This is a genomic window from Streptomyces sp. NBC_00878, assembly GCF_026341515.1.
Taxonomy (GTDB): domain Bacteria; phylum Actinomycetota; class Actinomycetes; order Streptomycetales; family Streptomycetaceae; genus Streptomyces.
The window spans coordinates 6520567-6537938 of the sequence record NZ_JAPEOK010000001.1 but is presented as its reverse complement, the minus strand read 5'-3'; the positions used below and the strand labels follow the sequence as shown (position 1 = coordinate 6537938).

The window sequence follows — 17372 nt, the reverse complement described above, 5'->3', positions numbered from 1 at the left end:
GGGCACATCAGCCACTGCAACAGCTACAGCCGAGGCTTCCGCCTCGACCGCTAGGGCTGGATGGTGATCGTCCCGTAGTCGGACAGGTTGGTCAGTTTCATCTGCGCCAGCGTCGTGGCCGGCGTGGAGCTGCCGGGCATCTGTACGTTGCGCAGCACGACGTCACTGATGGGCGCGCCCGGCTGGCCGTTGATCCGGGCGGGAGTGGTAACCGCGCCGCGCACCTTGATGTTCGACAGCGTGACATCCCTGACCGGGCCGACGCCCCGAGCGTTGCCGGTCCAGAGCGCGAGCCAGGTGCGGTTGCTGTCGTTGGTGAAGCTCAGGTTCTCGATGTCGATGTTCTCGAACCGGATGCCGGTGGCGGGCGCCGAGCCGTACTTGTGGTGGATTCCGATGCCCACCGCCGCGTCGTGCACGACGACGTTCCTGAACGTGACCCCGGTCTGGGACTGGATCACGCCCTGGCCGACCTTGACGCCGTAGCAGTACGTCCAGGAGACGAGGTCGTCGAAGACGACGTCCTGCAAGGGCCTCGGGTCGCCCGGCACCTGGCGGAAGAGGTCCACGTCGTTGGCCCAGGTCTTGGTGCTGAACGGATCGTCGAGGCCGATGCCGATGGCGTGGGTGACCTGGACCCCGGTGGACTCCATGACATCGATGCCATCGTTCTCGCCCATGTCGAACCGGTTGAACATCTTGATGTTGCGGAAGCTCATGTCGGACGACCTCGTCGGCATGATCGCCCAGCTGCTGGACTCCCGGAACGTGATCCCGTCCACGCTGAAGTTCTTCGTGTAGATCGGGGTCAGCAGGTTCACGCCGAGGTTGCTGGGCGCGAGCGACGCCTTCCCGTTCCCGTCGATGATCCCTCGTCCGTAGATCGAGATGTTCTCGGACGAGTAGCGGGTCGACAGGAACCAGGTGATGTCGCGCCCCTGCGAGTCCTTGTGCCAGTGGACGTCGTAGTGTGCGCGCTCGCCCGTGTAGCGGAGCACGGCGCCGGGTTCGAGGTAGAGGGCGAGGTTGCTGCGCAGGTACAGGTTGCCGAGCGTGTACACCCCGGCCGGCACGTATACGGTTCCCTGCCTGCCGTTGGCCGAGCCCCATGCCGCGGCGTCGTTGAGCGCGGTCTGGAAGGCCGTCGTCGAGTAGGACGACCCCGGCTGGGCGTTGTAGGGCGCGCTGCGTACGTTGAAGATGCCCGTGCCCGAGGACGCCGGCCGGTTGGTCTCGGCGGGGTCGATGGCGATGACGAGCTTGGGGCGGCCGTCCAGCCTGACGATGAGGTACTCGTGGTTCGGCACGGTGAACCTCAGGGTGGGGCCGCTGATCGTGCCCGTGAGGTTCAGCTTGGCGGGGCTTATCGAATAGGACCCGATCGCGGTGTTGTTGACCTTGGTGAGCGCGAGGTCGGCGGTGCCGGTGCCGATGGAGAACTGGGCGATGTCGTAGCCCGGGTAGCGGGTGACGGGCACGTTCTGCCCGTTCGCGGTGAGCCGGTAGTCGGCGGAGGCCTCGTAGATCGAGGGCACCGGATACACCTGCACCGCGGCGGGGGCGGCCAGCGCCGTCTGTGGCAGGCCGAGGACCGCGGCGACCGTCGCGAAGGCGGCGGACAGCGCCAGCAGCAGGCGCGTCCGCACGGACCGCCGTCTCCTCTTCGTCCCGGCTCGGACAGGGATTTCGAATCGTTTCACCATGAAGCCGTACGTTCCTCCCAGGTGGGGCCCTCGAAGGGCAGGGGGAAAGCCGGACGCGCATGAGCAGCACCGCTCCGCGGCGGGCGTCGTCCGGCGGTGGATGCCGCGTCACGCTAGCCGATGGAATCGCCTACGTGAACACTCTTCACATGAGTAGAAGTCACAGCCTCCTGCCCCGACTCGGTCGACCGACTCCCAGGCGCCGCCTCGCGAGCCGCCGGACGCAAGAAGTCGCTGGTGATGGTCCGTCATCTTCATGTGCAGACAGGGTAGATAACGTTGTCACAATCCCGCGCAGAACTGTTGACCCCGTGAACGGGCGGTCCCTAAGGTGCGGTCAATCGTTCACAGACATGAAGCGATTTACATCCATGAACGGAGCGCCATGCGTATACCTTCCACCCGCGTGCCGGTCGCCGTGCTCGCCGTGACGGGTCTCTTCGCCGGTCTCACCGCCTGTGGTTCGGGGAACGACGACTCGTCGAACGCCGACGCCCCGCTGGAGGTCTGGACCCGTAGTGCACCCGAGCCGGCCGCCACGTACAAGAAGGTCTTCGCCGCCTTCACCAAGAAGACGGGCATCAAGGTCGATTACCAGCCCGTCATCGAGTTCGACAAGCAGCTCCAGGCGCGTGCCTCGTCCAAGGACCTGCCCGATGTCTTCATCAACGACGCCTCCGCGCTGGGCACTTACCAGTCGCAGGGCCTGCTGCTGCCCATCGACCCCGCGTCGGTCGCGGGCGGCAAGAGCATCTCCCCCGCCAACTGGAAATACGCCCTGGGCGCGGACGGCAAGACCTACGGAGTGCCCTTCTCCCGCCAGGCGTTCAACACGTACATCCGCAAGGACTGGCTGAAGAAGCTCGGCCTCGACGTCCCCCAGACCTGGGACGACCTCACGAAGGTCGCGACCGCGTTCGCCACGAAGGACCCCGACGGAAACGGCAAGAAAGACACCTACGGCATGGTCGTGCCCGGTTCCACCGAGCGTGGCTACCTCGCCTGGTGGGCGGCCTCGTACATCTGGCAGGGCGGCGGCGACTTCGTCAAGAAGACCGGCCAGGGGAAGTACGAGAGCGTCATCGACTCGGCGGGCACGGCCGCCGCGGTGAAGTGGGTCAAGACGCAGTTCTGCACCAAGGGCAATGTCCAGCCCGGCGCCCTGACCTCGACCACGGCCAACGCCCCGCACTTCCACGAGGGCGCGGCCGGCATCTCGCTCACCGGCCCGTACATGATCTCCGGGTTCGACCAGCAGCTGGGCAAGGAGAAGTACGAGATCATCCCCACCCCCAAGGGTCCCGCGGGCAGCACCACGCTGAGCGACGGCGAGACGATCTATCTCGGGGCGGGCTCCAAGAAGAACGACGCCCAGAAGAAGCTCGCCGAGTTCCTGATCACGCCGCAGGCCCAGAAGATCGCGATGGAGAGCGTCACCCAGCCCGTCGTGCGCGTCCCGGTGAACAGCTCCCTCGACGCGGCCGAGGTGCGTGGCGACGACCGCTGGAAGGCCGTGCAGGAGCAGTACGACAACGACTCCCGCGCCTTCCCGCAGGACATCGACTTCACCGCCGTGAAGCAGACCGCCGCCGAGGGCCTCAACAAGATCTTCGCCGACTGCGGCAGCGACAACATCGCCTCCGGTCTCCAGCAGCTGGACAAGGACATCACCAGCGAGCTCGAAGCGCAGGACCTTACTTGAATCCTCCCCCAGCTGAAGCAGGGGGATTCCTGGCTCACGCCGCCTGCGGGTCAGCGACCCGACAGGTCTTCCACGATCAACACCAGTCGGGTTGAAACCAGCCCGGTTTGTACCGCAAAGCTTGGAGGTGCATGTGCTGTCTTGGTTCTCGATCAGCACGGCGTACGCGCTTGGTTCTCGCAACGCACGGCGGTCGGTTTACCCGACCGCGTGGGCGGTCTTTCACCCTGGAGGCGAAACCCCGTTCCCTGCCCTGCTCCGCAGGACTCCGATTCCTCCCCGACCTGAAGGCAGGGGCATCCTCGGAGGTCTCAGGTGACAGCGCCAGTGACGCAGCGTCCGCGGACGAAGGACGCCCCGTCGGGGCGGCGTCCGCCGCGGGCTCGCGGGAGTGTGCTGAGACGGGGCCTGCTGCCCTGGCTCTTCCTGGCTCCCGCGCTCCTGCTGGCGGTGTACTTCAAGTTCATCCCGATGCTCAAGGGCATCAGGATGAGTCTGTACGACGTCCAGCCCTTCCTCGGTGACCAGTGGGTCGGGCTCGACAACTACCGCAAGGTGCTGGAGGACGACCGCTTCCGGGAGGCGATCGGCCACACCCTGCTCCTCGGTCTCGGGCAGACCTTCGGCGCCATCGCCGTCGGTTTCCTGCTCGCCCTGCTCCTCGAAGGACAGGGCCGCACCCTCTGGTTCCTGCGCTCGGCAGTGTTCCTGCCGGTGGTCACGGCCACCGCCGTGGTCGGCGAGATATGGCGCCTGCTCTACTCGCCGACCCCCGACGGCTTCGTCAACAACGTCCTCGGGTTCCTCGGCATCGGCCCGCTGCCCTTCCTGGACAGCCCGGACAGCGCCCTGTGGTCCGTGATGGCCGTGGGCGCCTGGATGGGCGCCCCGTACAACATGGTCATCCTGCTCGCCGGCCTGGCCGGGGTGGACCGCGCGCTCTACGAGGCCGCCGCGATCGACGGGGCCTCCACCCTCCAGCGCCTGCGCCACATCACCCTGCCCGCGCTGCGGCCGGCGATGACCATCGTCCTGACGCTCGCCGCCATCCGCAGCCTGCGGACCTTCACCGAGGTGTACGTACTGACCGGCGGCGGCCCCGCGGGTTCCACGGAGGTGTGGATGACGAGGGTCTTCTCGCTCGGGTTCGAGCGCAACGACCTGGGCGTCGCCTCGGCGGCCTCGGTCGTCCTCCTCGCCGTGACGCTGCTGCTGACTCTCGGCGTCAGCCTCCTGCGACGAAAGGCCGATCGATGAGCGCGCCGACCACCGAACCCACCCGGGCCCCCGCCCGGCTCCCCGGGTCGCGCACGAACAGCGGGCGCACGGACAGCGGGCGCTTCGAAACCGCCCTCGGCTGGACGCCCCGCCTCGGCCCCGCCCTCGTCCTGCGCGTCGTGCTCTGCGCCCTGGTCCTGTTCGTCTTCGCCGCCCCGTTCATCACCATCCTCAGCGGCGCCTTCGACGCGGACGCCCGCTCGACGTCGCTGTCCCTCTTCCCGGGCGACGCCACACTCCAGAACTTCAAGGCCGCGGAGAGCCGGAACATCTGGGGCTACTTCGCCAACTCGCTGGTCATCGCGGGCGGCGGACTCCTGGTGCAGATGGTGACGTCGGTACTCGCCGCCTACGCCCTGGCCCGTCGCCGCTTCCGGGGGCAGGCCCTGGTGATGTCGCTGTTCCTCCTCACGATGATGCTGCCGGAGGAAGTCATCGCCGTACCGCTGTCCCTGGTGGTCGGCGACCTGCCCGTACTGCACGTCAGCCTCAGGGGAACCCTGTTCGGGGTGATCCTGCCGGTCGGCATCTGGGGCTTCTCGATTCTCGTCATGACCGAGTTCATGAAGGAGATCCCCACCGAGATCGAGGAGGCCGCCCGCCTGGACGGCGTAGGCGAGTTCCGCCTGCTGTGGCAGATCGTGCTGCCGCTGTGCCGCCCGGCCCTCGGTGTCATCGGGATCTTCGGGTTCCTGATGGTCTGGGACCAGTACCTGCTGCCGCTGATCGTCGCCAACGATCCCGGCGACTACACGCTGACCGTCGCTCTGTCCGTCATGAGGACCGATCCGGTCGTCGGCCCGGGCGCGCTGCTCGCCGGCGCCCTGATCGCACTGGTGCCGAGCCTCGTCGTCTACTTCTGCCTGCAGAGCTCCATGATCCGCGGCATCGCCGCGGGTGCGACCAAGGGTTGACACACCACCCCATGAAACTCTCCGGAGTCCTCTTCTTCCCGGTCACCCCCTTCGGGCCCGACGGAACCGTCGACCAGGAGGCCCTGGCCACCCACATCTCCCTGGGCGTGAACTCCGGGGCGGGCGCTGTCTTCGCCGCCTGCGGCACGGGCGAGTTCCACGCCCTGGCGCCGGCGGAGATCGGTGTCTGCGCCCAGGTCGCCGTCACCGCCGCCGCCGGCCGCGTCCCGGTCGTCGTGGCCGCGGGCGGGCCGCTGCCCCTGGTCCGCGAACAGACGCGTCGCATCAGGGAGTCGGGCGCGGACGGCGTCCTTCTCCTCCCGCCCTACCTCGTGCAGAGCCCCCAACAGGGCCTGGTCCGCTACGTCAGGGAGGCGGTCGAGGCAGCCGGCCTGCCCGTCATCGTGTACCAGCGGGGCAACGCCGTCCTCACCCCGGAGACCGCCCTGACCCTGGCCCAGATCCCCGGTGTCGTCGGCATCAAGGACGGCGTCGGGGACCTGGAACTGATGCACAGAACCGTCCGCGCGGTGCGCGGCGAGCGGGACGGGTTCCAGTTCTTCAACGGCCTGCCCACGGCGGAGATGACGATGCACGCCTACCGGGGCCTCGGGGTGTCGCTCTACTCCTCCGCCGTCTTCGCCTTCGCCCCGGAGATCGCGATCGCCTTCCACCGCGCCTTCACGAGCGGGGACGAGGCGACGGCCCGCCTTCTGCTGGACGAGTTCTACGCGCCCCTCGTGGAACTCCGCGGCCACCAGCCCGGCTACGCCGTGTCGTTGGTCAAGGCGGGGGTACGGATCCGCGGCCTCGAAACAGGCGGTGTCCGTGCGCCACTCCTGGATCCGGCCCCCGAGGACCTCGAACGCCTGGAGAAGCTACTGGACCACGGGTTGTGACTCGTGGCGGTCTGAGCGGGGCGCGCCGTACACACCGGTCACGCCGGTCACCTCAGCGACTCCCACAGCTCACTCGCCTCCGGCTCGTTCGCCACCACCCGGTTGGGGTCGGACGGGGCGGGGAGCACCGGCATCATCACCGTCTCCGTGGTGGAGGAGGAGAGGGCCTTCAAGCTCTGGCCCAGGCTCATGAGTTCGGGCAGGGAGTCGAGGTCCGTGTCGGTGGTGAGGCTGTCGGTGAGGGCCTCGGCGACCTTGTAGAGGCGGGTCGGGCTGCCGAGCAGGTCGGTGGCGGCGACCTGGTCGAGCAGGGCCTTCACCAGTTGCTGCTGGAGACCGATCCGGCCGAGGTCGCTCTCGTCCCCTATGCCGTGCCGGGTACGGGCGAGGGCCAGCGCCTGCGTACCGTCGAGGTGGTGGGTGCCCGCCTCCAGTTCGAGGTGGCTGTCCTCGTCGGAGATGTCCTCCTCCGTGGTCACCGTGACCCCGCCCAGCGCGTCCACCAGACCGGCGAAACCCGCGAAGTCGATCTCGATGTAGTGGTCCATGCGGACGTTCGTCATGGCCTCCACCGTCTTGACCGCGCAGACGGGCCCGCCGACCGCGTACGCGCTGTTGAACATCGCGCCGTACGCCACCGCCGTCGAACCGCCGGACTCCCGCGGGCAGGAGGGGCGCGTGACGAGGGTGTCGCGCGGGATGCTCACGACGGTCGCCTTCGTCCGGCCCTCGTCGAGGTGGATGACCATCGCGGTGTCGGAACGGGCTCCGCCGCCGCTGCTGCCGCCGCCGAGTTCCTGGTTCCGCGCGCCACTTCGCGAATCCGAGCCGAGGACCAGGATGTTGAGCGCGCCGCTCGGGAGCGGGGAGGGGGAGGCCGCGCCATAGGGGCTCGGCGTCGACATCGCCTTCGCCGGGCGGTCGTCGCCGAGCGCGCTGTCGATGTCGACGCTCTTGATGTTCTGGTTCAGATGCCAGTACGCCCATGCCGCACCGGCCAGCGAGACGACCAGGGCGCAGCCGAGCACGATTCCGGTCACCCTCAACAGCCGTGACCGTCCGGACCGTTGCGACCCTCCGCCGCGTATCGCGGCGCCCCCGCCCCCGTGTTCGTCGTCTCCGCTCACACCGAGGAACGTAAGTCCGAATTATTACAACGAGGAACTACTTCCCGGCTTTCCTTGGGAAACTCTCATATTTCGTTGAGCTTTCTCAGACACCGCCAGGGGGTGGACGGGCGGCCACCGAAAGTCTTCGAAAGTTTCGAAGCGCCGCCCCGGTCATCCCGTCGGCGCCGCCGTACTGCTGCGCACGACCAGGCTCGTGGCCAGTTCCACCCGGGTCGCCGTCGACGGGCGCTCCCCACGGCCCAGGTCGAGGACGAGCCGGGCCGCGGCCTCGGCCATCTCCGTGAGCGGCTGACGGACGGTGGTCAGCGGGGGACCGACCCAGCGGGCCACCGGCAGGTCGTCGAAACCGACGATGCTGAGGTCCTCCGGCACGCGCAGCCCCAGTTCGCGGGCGGCTTCGTACAGGCCGAGGGCCTGGAGGTCGTTGCCCGCGAAGACGGCCGTCGGACGGTCGCGGAGCTTCAGCAGCTCAAGCCCTTCCCGGTAGCCGCTCTCGTGGTGGAAGTCGCCGGTGCGGATGAGCGTGGGGTCGACGACCAGCCCGGCCGTGTCGAGCGCCGCGCGGTAGCCGTCGAGCCGGGCCCGGCTGCACATCATCCGCGAGGGCCCGCTGATCACGCCGATGCGGCGGTGGCCGAGGTCGGCGAGATGGCGGGTCGCGGCAAGGCCGCCCTGCCAGTTGGTGGCACCCACGGACGGCACGTCGTCGCCGGGGTCGCCCGCCGGGTCGACCATCACGAACGGGATCGAGCGGCTGGTGAGCAGCGCCCGCTGGGACTCGTCGAGCCCGTTCAGGACGAGGACGACACCGTGCGGGCGACGCGCGGCGACCTGGTCGGCCCAGGTGCGCCCGGGCGTGAGACGGCCCGCGCTCTCGGAGAGGACGACGCTCAGCCCCGCGTCCCGGGCCACGTTCTCCACGCCCCGGATGACCTCCATCGCCCACGCGCTCTCCAGCTCGTGGAAGACCAGGTCGATGAGGGGCGACCGGGACGCCTCGGCCCGGCGGCGCCGATAGCCGTGGGTGCGCAGCAGGTCCTCGACCCGGGTCCGGGTCGCCGGGGCCACATCGGCACGGCCGTTGAGCACCTTCGAAACAGTCGGAGCGGAGACTCCCGCCTCGCGGGCGATCTCGGCGAGCGTCGCCGACTGGGCTACGGCGGGATTCGGGCGAGTCATGGACCGGATCGTATCCCTGCGCAACCTCTTGACGAAGCCCTTGGGCAGCCATACGTTCCCGGAACATTCGACCTGCATACCGAAACATTCGCGCGCGATTCCACAAACGAGTCCACACATGAGTCCACAAAGAGGTGCTGTCATGGAGTCGATCAGCGGGCGGTCCAACGGCGAACGGCCCACGGGCGGGCAGCCCACGACCGACCGCCCCGGAAGCCCTGGCGGCGCGGGCAGCGCGGGCAGCGCGGGCAGCGCGGGCAGCGCGGGCAGCGCGGGCAGCGCGGGCAGCCGGACGTTCAGCAGGCGCTGGACCCTCGGCGCCGGTGCCACGACCCTGCTCACCGCCGGACTCACCACCGGACTCACCGCCTGCGGCGCCGGCGACGGTTCCGGCGGGGGCGGCGGCACGATCACCGCCATGGTGTACGGGGACGACGCGGTGAAGGTCCAGGCGGCGGCCGTCGACCGCTTCAACAGGTCCGCCGCGAGCAAGTCGGCCAAGGGCAAGGTGAAGCTGGAGAAGGTCCCGGGCTCGGACTACTCGGCCAAGCTGCGCACGGCGATGGGCTCCCCGAGCGCACCGGACGTCTTCTTCAACTGGGGCGGCGGCTCCATCAAGGCATATCAGGAGGCGAAGCAGCTCGTCGATCTGACCGACGCCATCGAGGCCGACCCGGTCCTGAAGAGCGGTTTCCTGCCCTCCGTGCTCGCGGCCGGCGGACTCGGCGGCCGCAACTACGGCATACCGATGCGCGGCATGCAGCCGGTCATCCTCTTCTACAACAAGACCGTCTTCGCCGAGAACAAGCTCCAACCACCCACCACCTGGGCCGAGTTGCAGGACATCAACGCCAAGCTGAAGGCCGCGAAGATCACCCCGTTCGCACTCGGCGGCGCCGACACCTGGACCGAGCTGATGTGGCTGGAGTACCTCGTCGACCGCATCGGCGGCCCCGAGGTCTTCGCGAAGATCCAGGGCGGCGACACATCCGCCTGGGGCGACCCGGCCGTCCTCAAGGCCGCCGAGACCGTCAAGGAACTCATCGACGACGGCGCGTTCGGCTCGAAGTTCAGCTCGGTGTCGTACGTCAACGGCGGCGCCCCCGCCGTCTTCGCCCGGGGCAAGGCGGCGATGCACCTGATGGGCTCGTGGGAGTACTCGACGCAGCTCGGCAAGTTCCCGTCCTTCGCGAAGAACAACCTGGGCTGGTGCGCGTTCCCCACGGTCGAGGGCGGCACGGGCGACATCCGCAACGTCGTCGGCAACCCCACCAACTACTGGTCCGTCAACGCCCGTACGCGGAACAAGGACGCGGCGATCGCCTTCCTGAAGGACTGCGCCTCGGAGGCGTACGCGAAGGCGCTGGTGGCCAACGGCGACATCCCGACGACCTCCAACGCGGCGGGGCTCCTCGATGCCTCGCCCAACCCGGAGTTCGCCAGGTTCCAGTACGAGATGGTCGGGAAGGCGCCCGCCTTCACACTCTCCTGGGACCAGGCGCTGGGCGCGGACATCGCGACCCCGATGCTCACCGAGATCAACAAGCTGTTCGTAGGCCAGTCCTCGCCGAGCGGGTTCGTATCGGCGCTCAAGGATCTCAAGTGACGGCACCGACTCCGACTCCGACAATGACCCGCGCCACGGAACCAAAAGCCACGACGCCCACCCCGCCCACCAAGCCACCCAAGTCGTCACCCAAGTCGTCGCCCAAGCCCTCCGCAGTCGGCCGCCCGCACGCCGCCTGGGCCCTCCCCGGCGTCCTCTTCTTCGCGTTCTTCGCGGTGGTCCCGATGGGCCTGGCCTTCTACCTCTCCTTCACCAGCTGGGACGGCCTCGGCGACCCACGACCCGTCGGCCTCGACAACTGGCAAAGGCTGGTCAACGACGACCGGATGGTCCAGTCCCTGTGGCTGACGGTCCTGCTGACAGCAGCGAGTTGGGTCTTCCAGACAGTGATCGCCCTGCTGCTCGGCGTCTGGGCGGCGGGCCGCCAGCGCAACCGGGCGGTCCTGTCCGCGATCTTCTTCGTCCCGTTCCTGCTCTCCTCGACGGCGATCGCGCTGCTCTTCTACGCCCTGCTCGACCCGAACTTCGGCATCATCCGGGAGAACATCCTCGGCTCCTCCAACGGCGCGTTCCTCGCGATCGTCTTCGTCGGCGGCTGGCAGTTCATCCCCTTCCACACCCTGATCTACCAGGGCGGGGCCCGTCAGATACCCGACGTGCTCTACCAGGCGGCGGCGATCGACGGTGCGGGCCGCTCCCGCCAGTTCTTCTCGATCACGCTCCCGCAGTTGCGCCACACCGTCACGACGTCCACCGTCCTGATGGTCGTCGGCTCGCTCACGTACTTCGAGACGGTACTGATCCTCACCAAGGGCGGCCCGGGCACCGACACGGCGATCCTGCCGTACCTGATGTACGAGGAGGGCTTCAAGAGCTACGACTTCGGCTACGCGAGCGCCATCGCGTCGTTCCTCGTGCTGGCCGCCACGGGCCTGTCCCTGCTCCTCGTACGGCTGACCGGCTTCGGCGGCATGCGCAGTACCCGCGAAGGGATGTGACGAAGTGTCACACGATACGACGCTGCCGCGCCCGCACCCCACGAAGACCGAGGACCACCCCACAGGGCCGCCCACATCCCGCCCCCGCAGACACTGGCCGAAGCACGCCAACCCCGTAGCGGGGCTGGGCTCGATGATCTGGCTCGCGATCGTCATCGTCCCCCTCTACGCGATGCTGTCGGCCTCGCTCACCGGCCAGGACAAGGCACTCACCGGCAACCCGCTGAACCCGCCCACGAGTCCGACGCTGGACAACTACAACACCGTGCTGAACAACGGGTTCGGCCATCTGCTCAGCAACACGGCGATCGTGGCCGTCGCGGTCGTGGCCATCGTCCTCGGCCTCTCCGTCCCGCTCGCGTACGTCGCCGTCCGCACCCGCGACCGCTGGTCGGGCCTGGCCTTCCGGCTCTTCCTCCTCGGCGTGGCGATCCCGGCCCAGGCGGTAGTGGTCCCCCTCTACCTCCTCATCGCCGAACTCAACCTGTACGACAGCCTGTTGGCGGTCATCCTGCCGACGGCGGCCTTCGCGATGCCGGTCTCGGTACTGGTCCTCGTCGGCACTCTCCGGGACGTGTCCGAAGACCTGTACGAGGCGATGGCCCTGGACGGAGCGTCCCCCCAACGAATGCTGTTCCAGCTGGCCGTCCCGCTGGCCAAGGGCGGCATCAGCACGGTCGTCATCTACGCGGCGCTCCAGGCCTGGAACGGCTTCCTCTTCCCGCTGATCTTCACCCAGTCCGACGGCCCGCGCGTCCTGACCCTCGGACTCTTCAACTACGTCAGCCAGTTCGGCGTGAACATCCCCGCCCTGCTCGCCTCGGTCGTCCTCTCCGGCATCCCCATCTTCACCGTGTACCTGGTGGCCCGCCGCGCCCTCATCGGCGGCCTGATGGGCGTAGGCGGCAAGTGAGTGAACCCCCCTCGACCCCGACAGGAGCTTCATGACCACCGCCCCCTGGCGTGATCCCGCCCTGCCCGCCGAGGCCCGGGTCGACGACCTGCTCGCCCGGATGACCCTGGAGGAGAAGACCGCCCAGTTGTACGGCGTGTGGGTGGGCGCCGCCACGGACGGCGACGGAGTCGCCCCGAACCAGGCCGAGATGACCTCGGGCTACGACTGGGACGAGCTGATCACGCACGGCCTGGGCCAGCTCACCCGCTCCTTCGGCTCGGCCCCCGTGGACCCGGCCCTCGGCGCCCAGGCCCTGGCCCGAGCGCAGCGCCGCATCACCGAGGCCGGCCGCTTCGGCATCCCGGCCGTGGCCCACGAGGAGTGCCTGGCGGGCTTCACGGCCTGGGGCGCCACCGCGTACCCGGTCCCCCTGGCCTGGGGCGCGACCTTCGACCCGGACCTGGTCGAGGAGATGGCCCGCCGCATCGGCCGGGACCTGGCCTCCGTCGGCGTCCACCAGGGCCTTGCCCCCGTCCTGGACGTCGTACGGGACCCGCGCTGGGGCCGCGTCGAGGAGACCATCGGCGAGGACCCGTACCTGGTCGGCACGGTCGGCGCGGCCTACGTCCGCGGCCTGCAGTCCGCCGGAATCGTCGCCACGCTCAAGCACTTCGCGGGGTACGCGTCCTCCGCGGGCGCCCGCAACCTCGCCCCCGTACGAGCCGGTGTACGCGAGTTCGCCGACATCACCCTGCCGCCGTTCGAGTTCGCGCTGCGCGAGGGCGGGGCCCGCTCGGTGATGGCCGCGTACACGGACACGGACGGCGTACCGGCGTCCTCGGATCCGTATCTCCTCACCGAACTCCTGCGGGAGCAATGGCAGTTCACGGGCACGGTCGTGTCCGACTACTTCGGCGTCGGCTTCCTGGAGACCCTGCACCGGGTCGCGGGCACGAAGGCGGAGGCCGCCCACGCGGCCCTGGCGGCCGGCGTCGACGTCGAACTCCCCACCCTCCGCTGCTACGGCACTCCCCTGGCCGAGGCGGTACGCGCGGGCGCGATCCCGGAGTCCCTGGTGGACCGGGCGGCGTCCCGCGTCCTGCGCCAGAAATGCGAACTGGGCCTGCTGGACGAGGACTGGACCCCCGAGCCCACGGACCGACACCACCCGATTCAACGCCACCCGATTCACGACCACCCGATCGACCTGGACCCGACCGAAAACCGCGTCCTGGCCCGCCGCCTGGCCGAGGAATCCGTCGTCCTGCTCTCAAACCCGGACGGCCTGCTACCGCTGACCCCCGACACACGGATCGCCGTGGTGGGCCCACGGGCGGCCGACGCCCTGGCCATGCTGGGCTGCTACTCGTTCCCCTCCCACGTGGGCACGAACCACCCCGACGTACCGACGGGCATCGAGATCCCCACGCTCCTGGAGTCCCTCCGCACGGAACTCCCGGACGCCAAGATCACGTTCGCCGAAGGCTGCGACACGACAGCCCCCGACACCACGGGCTTCGAGGAGGCGATCGCCCGCACCACCGAGGCGGACGTCTGCGTTGCGGTACTGGGCGACCGGGCGGGCCTGTTCGGCCGGGGCACGTCGGGCGAGGGCTGCGACGTGGGCGACCTCCAACTCCCGGGCGCACAGGCCCAATTGCTGGACGCCCTGACGGCGACCGGCACGCCCGTGGTCCTGGTCCTCCTCACGGGCCGCCCGTACGCACTCGGCCGCTGGCACGGCCAACTGGCCGCCTCCGTCCAGGCGTTCTTCCCTGGGGAGGAGGGCGGCCCGGCGGTGGCAGGCGTGCTGTCGGGCCGCGTGAACCCGTCGGGCAGGCTCCCCGTGAGCGTCCCCCACGAGCCCGGCGGCCAGCCGTGGACCTACCTCCAGCCCCCACTGGGCCTGGCCGGCACGGTCAGCAACCTGGACCCGACCCCCCTCCACCCCTTCGGCCACGGCCTCGGCTACACGGACTTCACGTGGGAGGACATCGAGGACCGGGCGGAAACGGAGCTCGCCACGACCGACACGTACGACGTCTCCATCACGGTCCGCAACACGGGCCCCCGAGAAGGCACGGAGGTGGTCCAGCTCTACCTGCACGACCCGGTGGCCCGCGTAACCCGCCCCGACGTCCGCCTGATCGGCTACCACCGCCTCACCCTGCCCCCCGGCAAGGCCCGCCGCATCACGTTCACCTTCCACCCGGACCTGTCGTCCTTCACGGACCGCAGGGGCCAACGGGTAGTAGAACCGGGCGCATTGGAACTCCGCCTGTCCAAATCCAGCGCAGACACACAGCACACGTCACGCATAACCCTGACGGGCCCGGAACGCCAATTGGGCCCGGACCGCCAACTGCGCTGCGCTTCAAGGGAGACGGAGGCAATTTAGGGGCGCGGGGCTGTGACATTGTGCGGCTCCTCCCCCACTCTCGGCTTCGCTCGAGCGGGGGGACCCCCATCGTGGGCGCGACCAGCCCCCACCGGCCCGCACCCGACGTACGCCCCGGAACCCCTATCCGCCGTCGAGGGACTCGAACCGCCACCGATGAACGGCCCGCGCAACCAACTCCCCAGCCGGCTCCGGCAACTCAGGCAGCTCATCCTCATACGCGGCATCCCACCACGTAATGACGAGCACCCGATCCCCCGGAGCCCGCAGGACCTCCCGACGCAGGGGCCGCGCCGGGAGGTCCTGCCCCCTCACCCACGCAAGCAGTTCCTCCCCCCGCCCCTCGACGGCCCGCGCCTCCCACATCAACGCAACACTCATGAGTACAGATTGCCCTTGCTGACCTCATGCACATGATCGTGACCATGGCCATGCGAACGTGAAGGCGACTGCCCCGGCACATGCGTGTCAGTCACCGGCAACGACGAATCCGCGGACAAGTCCCAATCAGAGGCGCCCCGCCCCCGCGCAACCATCTCCGCACCCAACGCGGCAACCATCGCCCCGTTGTCCGTACACAACTTCGGCCGCGGCACCCGCAGCCGAATCCCCGCGGCCTCACACCGCTCCTGCGCGAGCACCCGCAGCCGCGAGTTCGCGGCAACTCCCCCACCGATCATCAGGTGGTCGACGCCCTCGTCACGACAGGCCCGTACCGCCTTGCGCGTCAGCACGTCGACGACGGCCTCCTGGAAGGACGCGGCCACATCCCGCACCGGCACATCCTCCCCGGCCGCCCGCTTCGCCTCGATCCACCGCGCCACGGCGGTCTTCAGCCCGGAGAACGAGAAGTCGTACGCGGGATCGCGCGGCCCGGTGAGCCCACGCGGGAAGGCGATGGCACCCGGGTCCCCTTCCTTGGCGTACCGGTCGATGACCGGCCCGCCCGGGAAGCCGAGATTCAGCACCCGCGCGATCTTGTCGAAGGCCTCACCGGCCGCGTCGTCGATGGTCGCGCCCATCGGCCGTACGTCACTCGTGATGTCCGAGGACAGCAGCAGCGAGGAGTGCCCGCCGGAGACGAGCAGCGCCATGGTCGGCTCGGGCAGCGCCCCGTGTTCGAGCTGGTCGACGCAGATGTGCGAAGCGAGGTGGTTGACCCCGTACAGCGGCTTGCCCAGCGCGTACGCGTACGCCTTCGCCGCCGACACCCCCACGAGCAGCGCGCCCGCGAGCCCCGGACCCGCGGTGACGGCGATCCCGTCCAGGTCCTTCGCACTGACGCCCGCCTCCTTCAGCGCCCGCTCGATGGTCGGGACCATCGCCTCCAGGTGCGCACGGGACGCGACTTCGGGCACCACACCCCCGAAGCGCGCGTGCTCGTCGACGCTGGACGCGATGGCGTCCGCGAGCAGGGTCCTGCCGCGGACGATGCCGACGCCGGTCTCGTCGCAGGAGGTCTCGATGCCGAGGACGAGCGGTTCGTCAGTCATTGATCTCTGTTCCTTGTACGGATGCCGAACCAGCGGCGGAGCCGCTGTCAGCTGCTGTGTCGAGTCGCATGACGAGCGCGTCCACATTCCCCGGCTGGTAGTAGCCGCGCCGGAAACCGATCGCCTCGAAGCCGAAGCGCTCGTACAGCTTCTGGGCGCGGACGTTGTCGACGCGGCATTCCAGCATCACCTCGCCGCACTCGAACGCGGTCGCGGCCCGCAGCAGCTCGGTCAGGATCTGCGCGCCGAGGCCGGTACCCCAGTGCTCCCGGGCGACGGCGATGGTCTGCACATCACCGACGTCCCCGGCGGCGGCGAGCCCGCCGTACCCCACGATCCGCGCACCCCCCTTGGACCCGGCCCCGGAACCGGACCCGGAGTCGCTCTCGGCCGCGATCTCGGCCACGACGTACCGCCGAGTGGCCCCCGGCCCCCGCGCATGGGCCAGGTCGGACCAGAACATGCCCCGCGACCAGGCGTCCTCGGGGAAGAGGTCCTTCTCCAGCTCCAGTACGGGCTCGATGTCCCACCAGCGCATCTCACGCAGCACCGCGGTCGTCACTTGGGCGTGACCACCTTGTAGTTCTTGGGCACCTGGGCGTCCGGCCGACGCAGATAGAGGGGCCGAGGCGCCTCCAGTTCCTCGCCCGCGGCCAGCCGTTCCGCCGCCAGGGCCGCGAGCGCGGCGGCGGAGACGTGCTCGGGCCCGCGCACGTCCGGGAAGGTGTCGGGGTAGAGCAGCGCACCCGCGCCGACGGCGGGCAGAGCGCCGATGTCCAGGTCGCCGGGCCGGTCGACGGCGGGCTCGGTGACCCGGGTACGCGAGTCGGCGTACCGCGCCCAGTAGACCTCTTTACGCCGGGCGTCGGTCGCCACGACGAAGGGTCCGTCGGCAATGGAGCCGTCGGCCGCGTACGCGAGACCGTCGAGCGTGCACAGTCCGTGCACGGGGATGCCGAGCGCGAGACCGAAGGTGTCGGCGGTCATCAGACCGACGCGCAGTCCGGTGTACGGGCCGGGGCCCACGCCGACCACGATGCCGGTGACGGCGTCGAGCCGCAGCCCGGCCTCGGCGAGCACCCGGTCGACGGCCGGCAGGAGCAACTCCCCGTGCCGGCGCGCGTCCACCTGACTGGAGGCGGCGATGACGGACGTCCCATCGTGCAGCGCGACGGTGACGGCGGGGGTGGCGGTATCCAGAGCGAGCAAGAGCACG

At 69.4% G+C, this 17372-nt stretch carries 15 protein-coding genes; 8 read left to right on the top strand and 7 right to left on the bottom strand.

Translation table 11 applies throughout. The annotated features are described in order from the left end of the window. Window positions 1-50 precede the first annotated feature (50 nt). The gene (locus tag OHA11_RS28430) at window positions 51-1646 is read right to left on the bottom strand and encodes a glycosyl hydrolase family 28 protein (protein ID WP_266501134.1); all 1596 of its coding nucleotides are present in this window, start codon (window positions 1644-1646) and stop codon (window positions 51-53) included. Between the two features lie 442 nt (window positions 1647-2088). Between OHA11_RS28430 and OHA11_RS28425 the strand changes: the two genes are divergently transcribed. The 4 genes from OHA11_RS28425 to OHA11_RS28410 all read left to right on the top strand — a co-directional run bounded on the left by OHA11_RS28425 (window position 2089) and on the right by OHA11_RS28410 (window position 6496). Then, a complete protein-coding gene (locus OHA11_RS28425; protein WP_266501133.1) occupies window positions 2089-3405 on the top strand; it encodes a sugar ABC transporter substrate-binding protein in 1317 nt (438 codons plus the stop codon). A 327-nt stretch (window positions 3406-3732) separates the two neighbouring features. Beyond that, complete coding sequence (locus OHA11_RS28420; protein WP_266501132.1) at window positions 3733-4662, top strand: carbohydrate ABC transporter permease; 930 nt, start codon at window positions 3733-3735, stop codon at window positions 4660-4662. Next, on the top strand, window positions 4659-5597 hold the full coding sequence (locus OHA11_RS28415) for a carbohydrate ABC transporter permease (RefSeq protein ID WP_266501129.1): 939 nt from the start codon (window positions 4659-4661) through the stop codon (window positions 5595-5597). The genes OHA11_RS28420 and OHA11_RS28415 overlap by 4 nt, the downstream gene beginning before the upstream one ends. An 11-nt stretch (window positions 5598-5608) precedes the next feature. Then, window positions 5609-6496, top strand: coding sequence for a 5-dehydro-4-deoxyglucarate dehydratase (locus OHA11_RS28410; protein ID WP_266501127.1), 888 nt, complete (start codon window positions 5609-5611; stop codon window positions 6494-6496). A 47-nt stretch (window positions 6497-6543) separates the two neighbouring features. Here the strand turns inward: OHA11_RS28410 and OHA11_RS28405 are convergent, their stop codons facing one another. Together OHA11_RS28405 and OHA11_RS28400 are read right to left on the bottom strand one after the other, a co-directional pair. Continuing rightward, window positions 6544-7584: an LCP family protein gene (locus OHA11_RS28405; RefSeq protein ID WP_266507517.1), complete on the bottom strand. Its 1041-nt coding sequence runs from the start codon at window positions 7582-7584 to the stop codon at window positions 6544-6546. A gap of 192 nt (window positions 7585-7776) precedes the next feature. Further along, on the bottom strand, window positions 7777-8805 hold the full coding sequence (locus OHA11_RS28400) for a LacI family DNA-binding transcriptional regulator (RefSeq protein WP_266501124.1): 1029 nt from the start codon (window positions 8803-8805) through the stop codon (window positions 7777-7779). A 142-nt stretch (window positions 8806-8947) separates the two neighbouring features. On the opposite strand from OHA11_RS28400, the gene OHA11_RS28395 reads away from it, so the two are divergent. From OHA11_RS28395 to OHA11_RS28380, 4 genes are all read left to right on the top strand, one after another. Further along, the gene (locus OHA11_RS28395) at window positions 8948-10411 is read left to right on the top strand and encodes an ABC transporter substrate-binding protein (protein ID WP_266501121.1); all 1464 of its coding nucleotides are present in this window, start codon (window positions 8948-8950) and stop codon (window positions 10409-10411) included. Further along, on the top strand, window positions 10408-11370 hold the full coding sequence (locus tag OHA11_RS28390) for a carbohydrate ABC transporter permease (protein ID WP_266501119.1): 963 nt from the start codon (window positions 10408-10410) through the stop codon (window positions 11368-11370). The genes OHA11_RS28395 and OHA11_RS28390 overlap by 4 nt, the downstream gene beginning before the upstream one ends. A 124-nt stretch (window positions 11371-11494) precedes the next feature. Then, complete coding sequence (locus OHA11_RS28385; protein ID WP_266507515.1) at window positions 11495-12283, top strand: carbohydrate ABC transporter permease; 789 nt, start codon at window positions 11495-11497, stop codon at window positions 12281-12283. A gap of 31 nt (window positions 12284-12314) precedes the next feature. Beyond that, window positions 12315-14663: a glycoside hydrolase family 3 N-terminal domain-containing protein gene (locus tag OHA11_RS28380; RefSeq protein WP_266501117.1), complete on the top strand. Its 2349-nt coding sequence runs from the start codon at window positions 12315-12317 to the stop codon at window positions 14661-14663. A 123-nt stretch (window positions 14664-14786) separates the two neighbouring features. Here the strand turns inward: OHA11_RS28380 and OHA11_RS28375 are convergent, their stop codons facing one another. The 4 genes from OHA11_RS28375 to tsaB are packed head-to-tail and all read right to left on the bottom strand — an operon-like array spanning window position 14787 to window position 17371. Further along, window positions 14787-15044, bottom strand: a complete 258-nt coding sequence (locus tag OHA11_RS28375; RefSeq protein ID WP_266501114.1) for a hypothetical protein — start codon at window positions 15042-15044, stop codon at window positions 14787-14789. After that, window positions 15041-16156 carry a tRNA (adenosine(37)-N6)-threonylcarbamoyltransferase complex transferase subunit TsaD gene (tsaD, locus tag OHA11_RS28370; protein WP_266501113.1) on the bottom strand — a complete coding sequence of 372 codons (1116 nt, stop codon included), beginning with the start codon at window positions 16154-16156 and terminating at the stop codon, window positions 15041-15043. The genes OHA11_RS28375 and tsaD overlap by 4 nt, the downstream gene beginning before the upstream one ends. Further along, window positions 16149-16718, bottom strand: coding sequence for a GNAT family N-acetyltransferase (locus OHA11_RS28365; protein WP_266501111.1), 570 nt, complete (start codon window positions 16716-16718; stop codon window positions 16149-16151). The genes tsaD and OHA11_RS28365 overlap by 8 nt, the downstream gene beginning before the upstream one ends. Then, on the bottom strand, window positions 16715-17371 hold the full coding sequence (tsaB, locus tag OHA11_RS28360) for a tRNA (adenosine(37)-N6)-threonylcarbamoyltransferase complex dimerization subunit type 1 TsaB (RefSeq protein ID WP_266501109.1): 657 nt from the start codon (window positions 17369-17371) through the stop codon (window positions 16715-16717). The genes OHA11_RS28365 and tsaB overlap by 4 nt, the downstream gene beginning before the upstream one ends. Window position 17372: the final 1 nt, after the last annotated feature.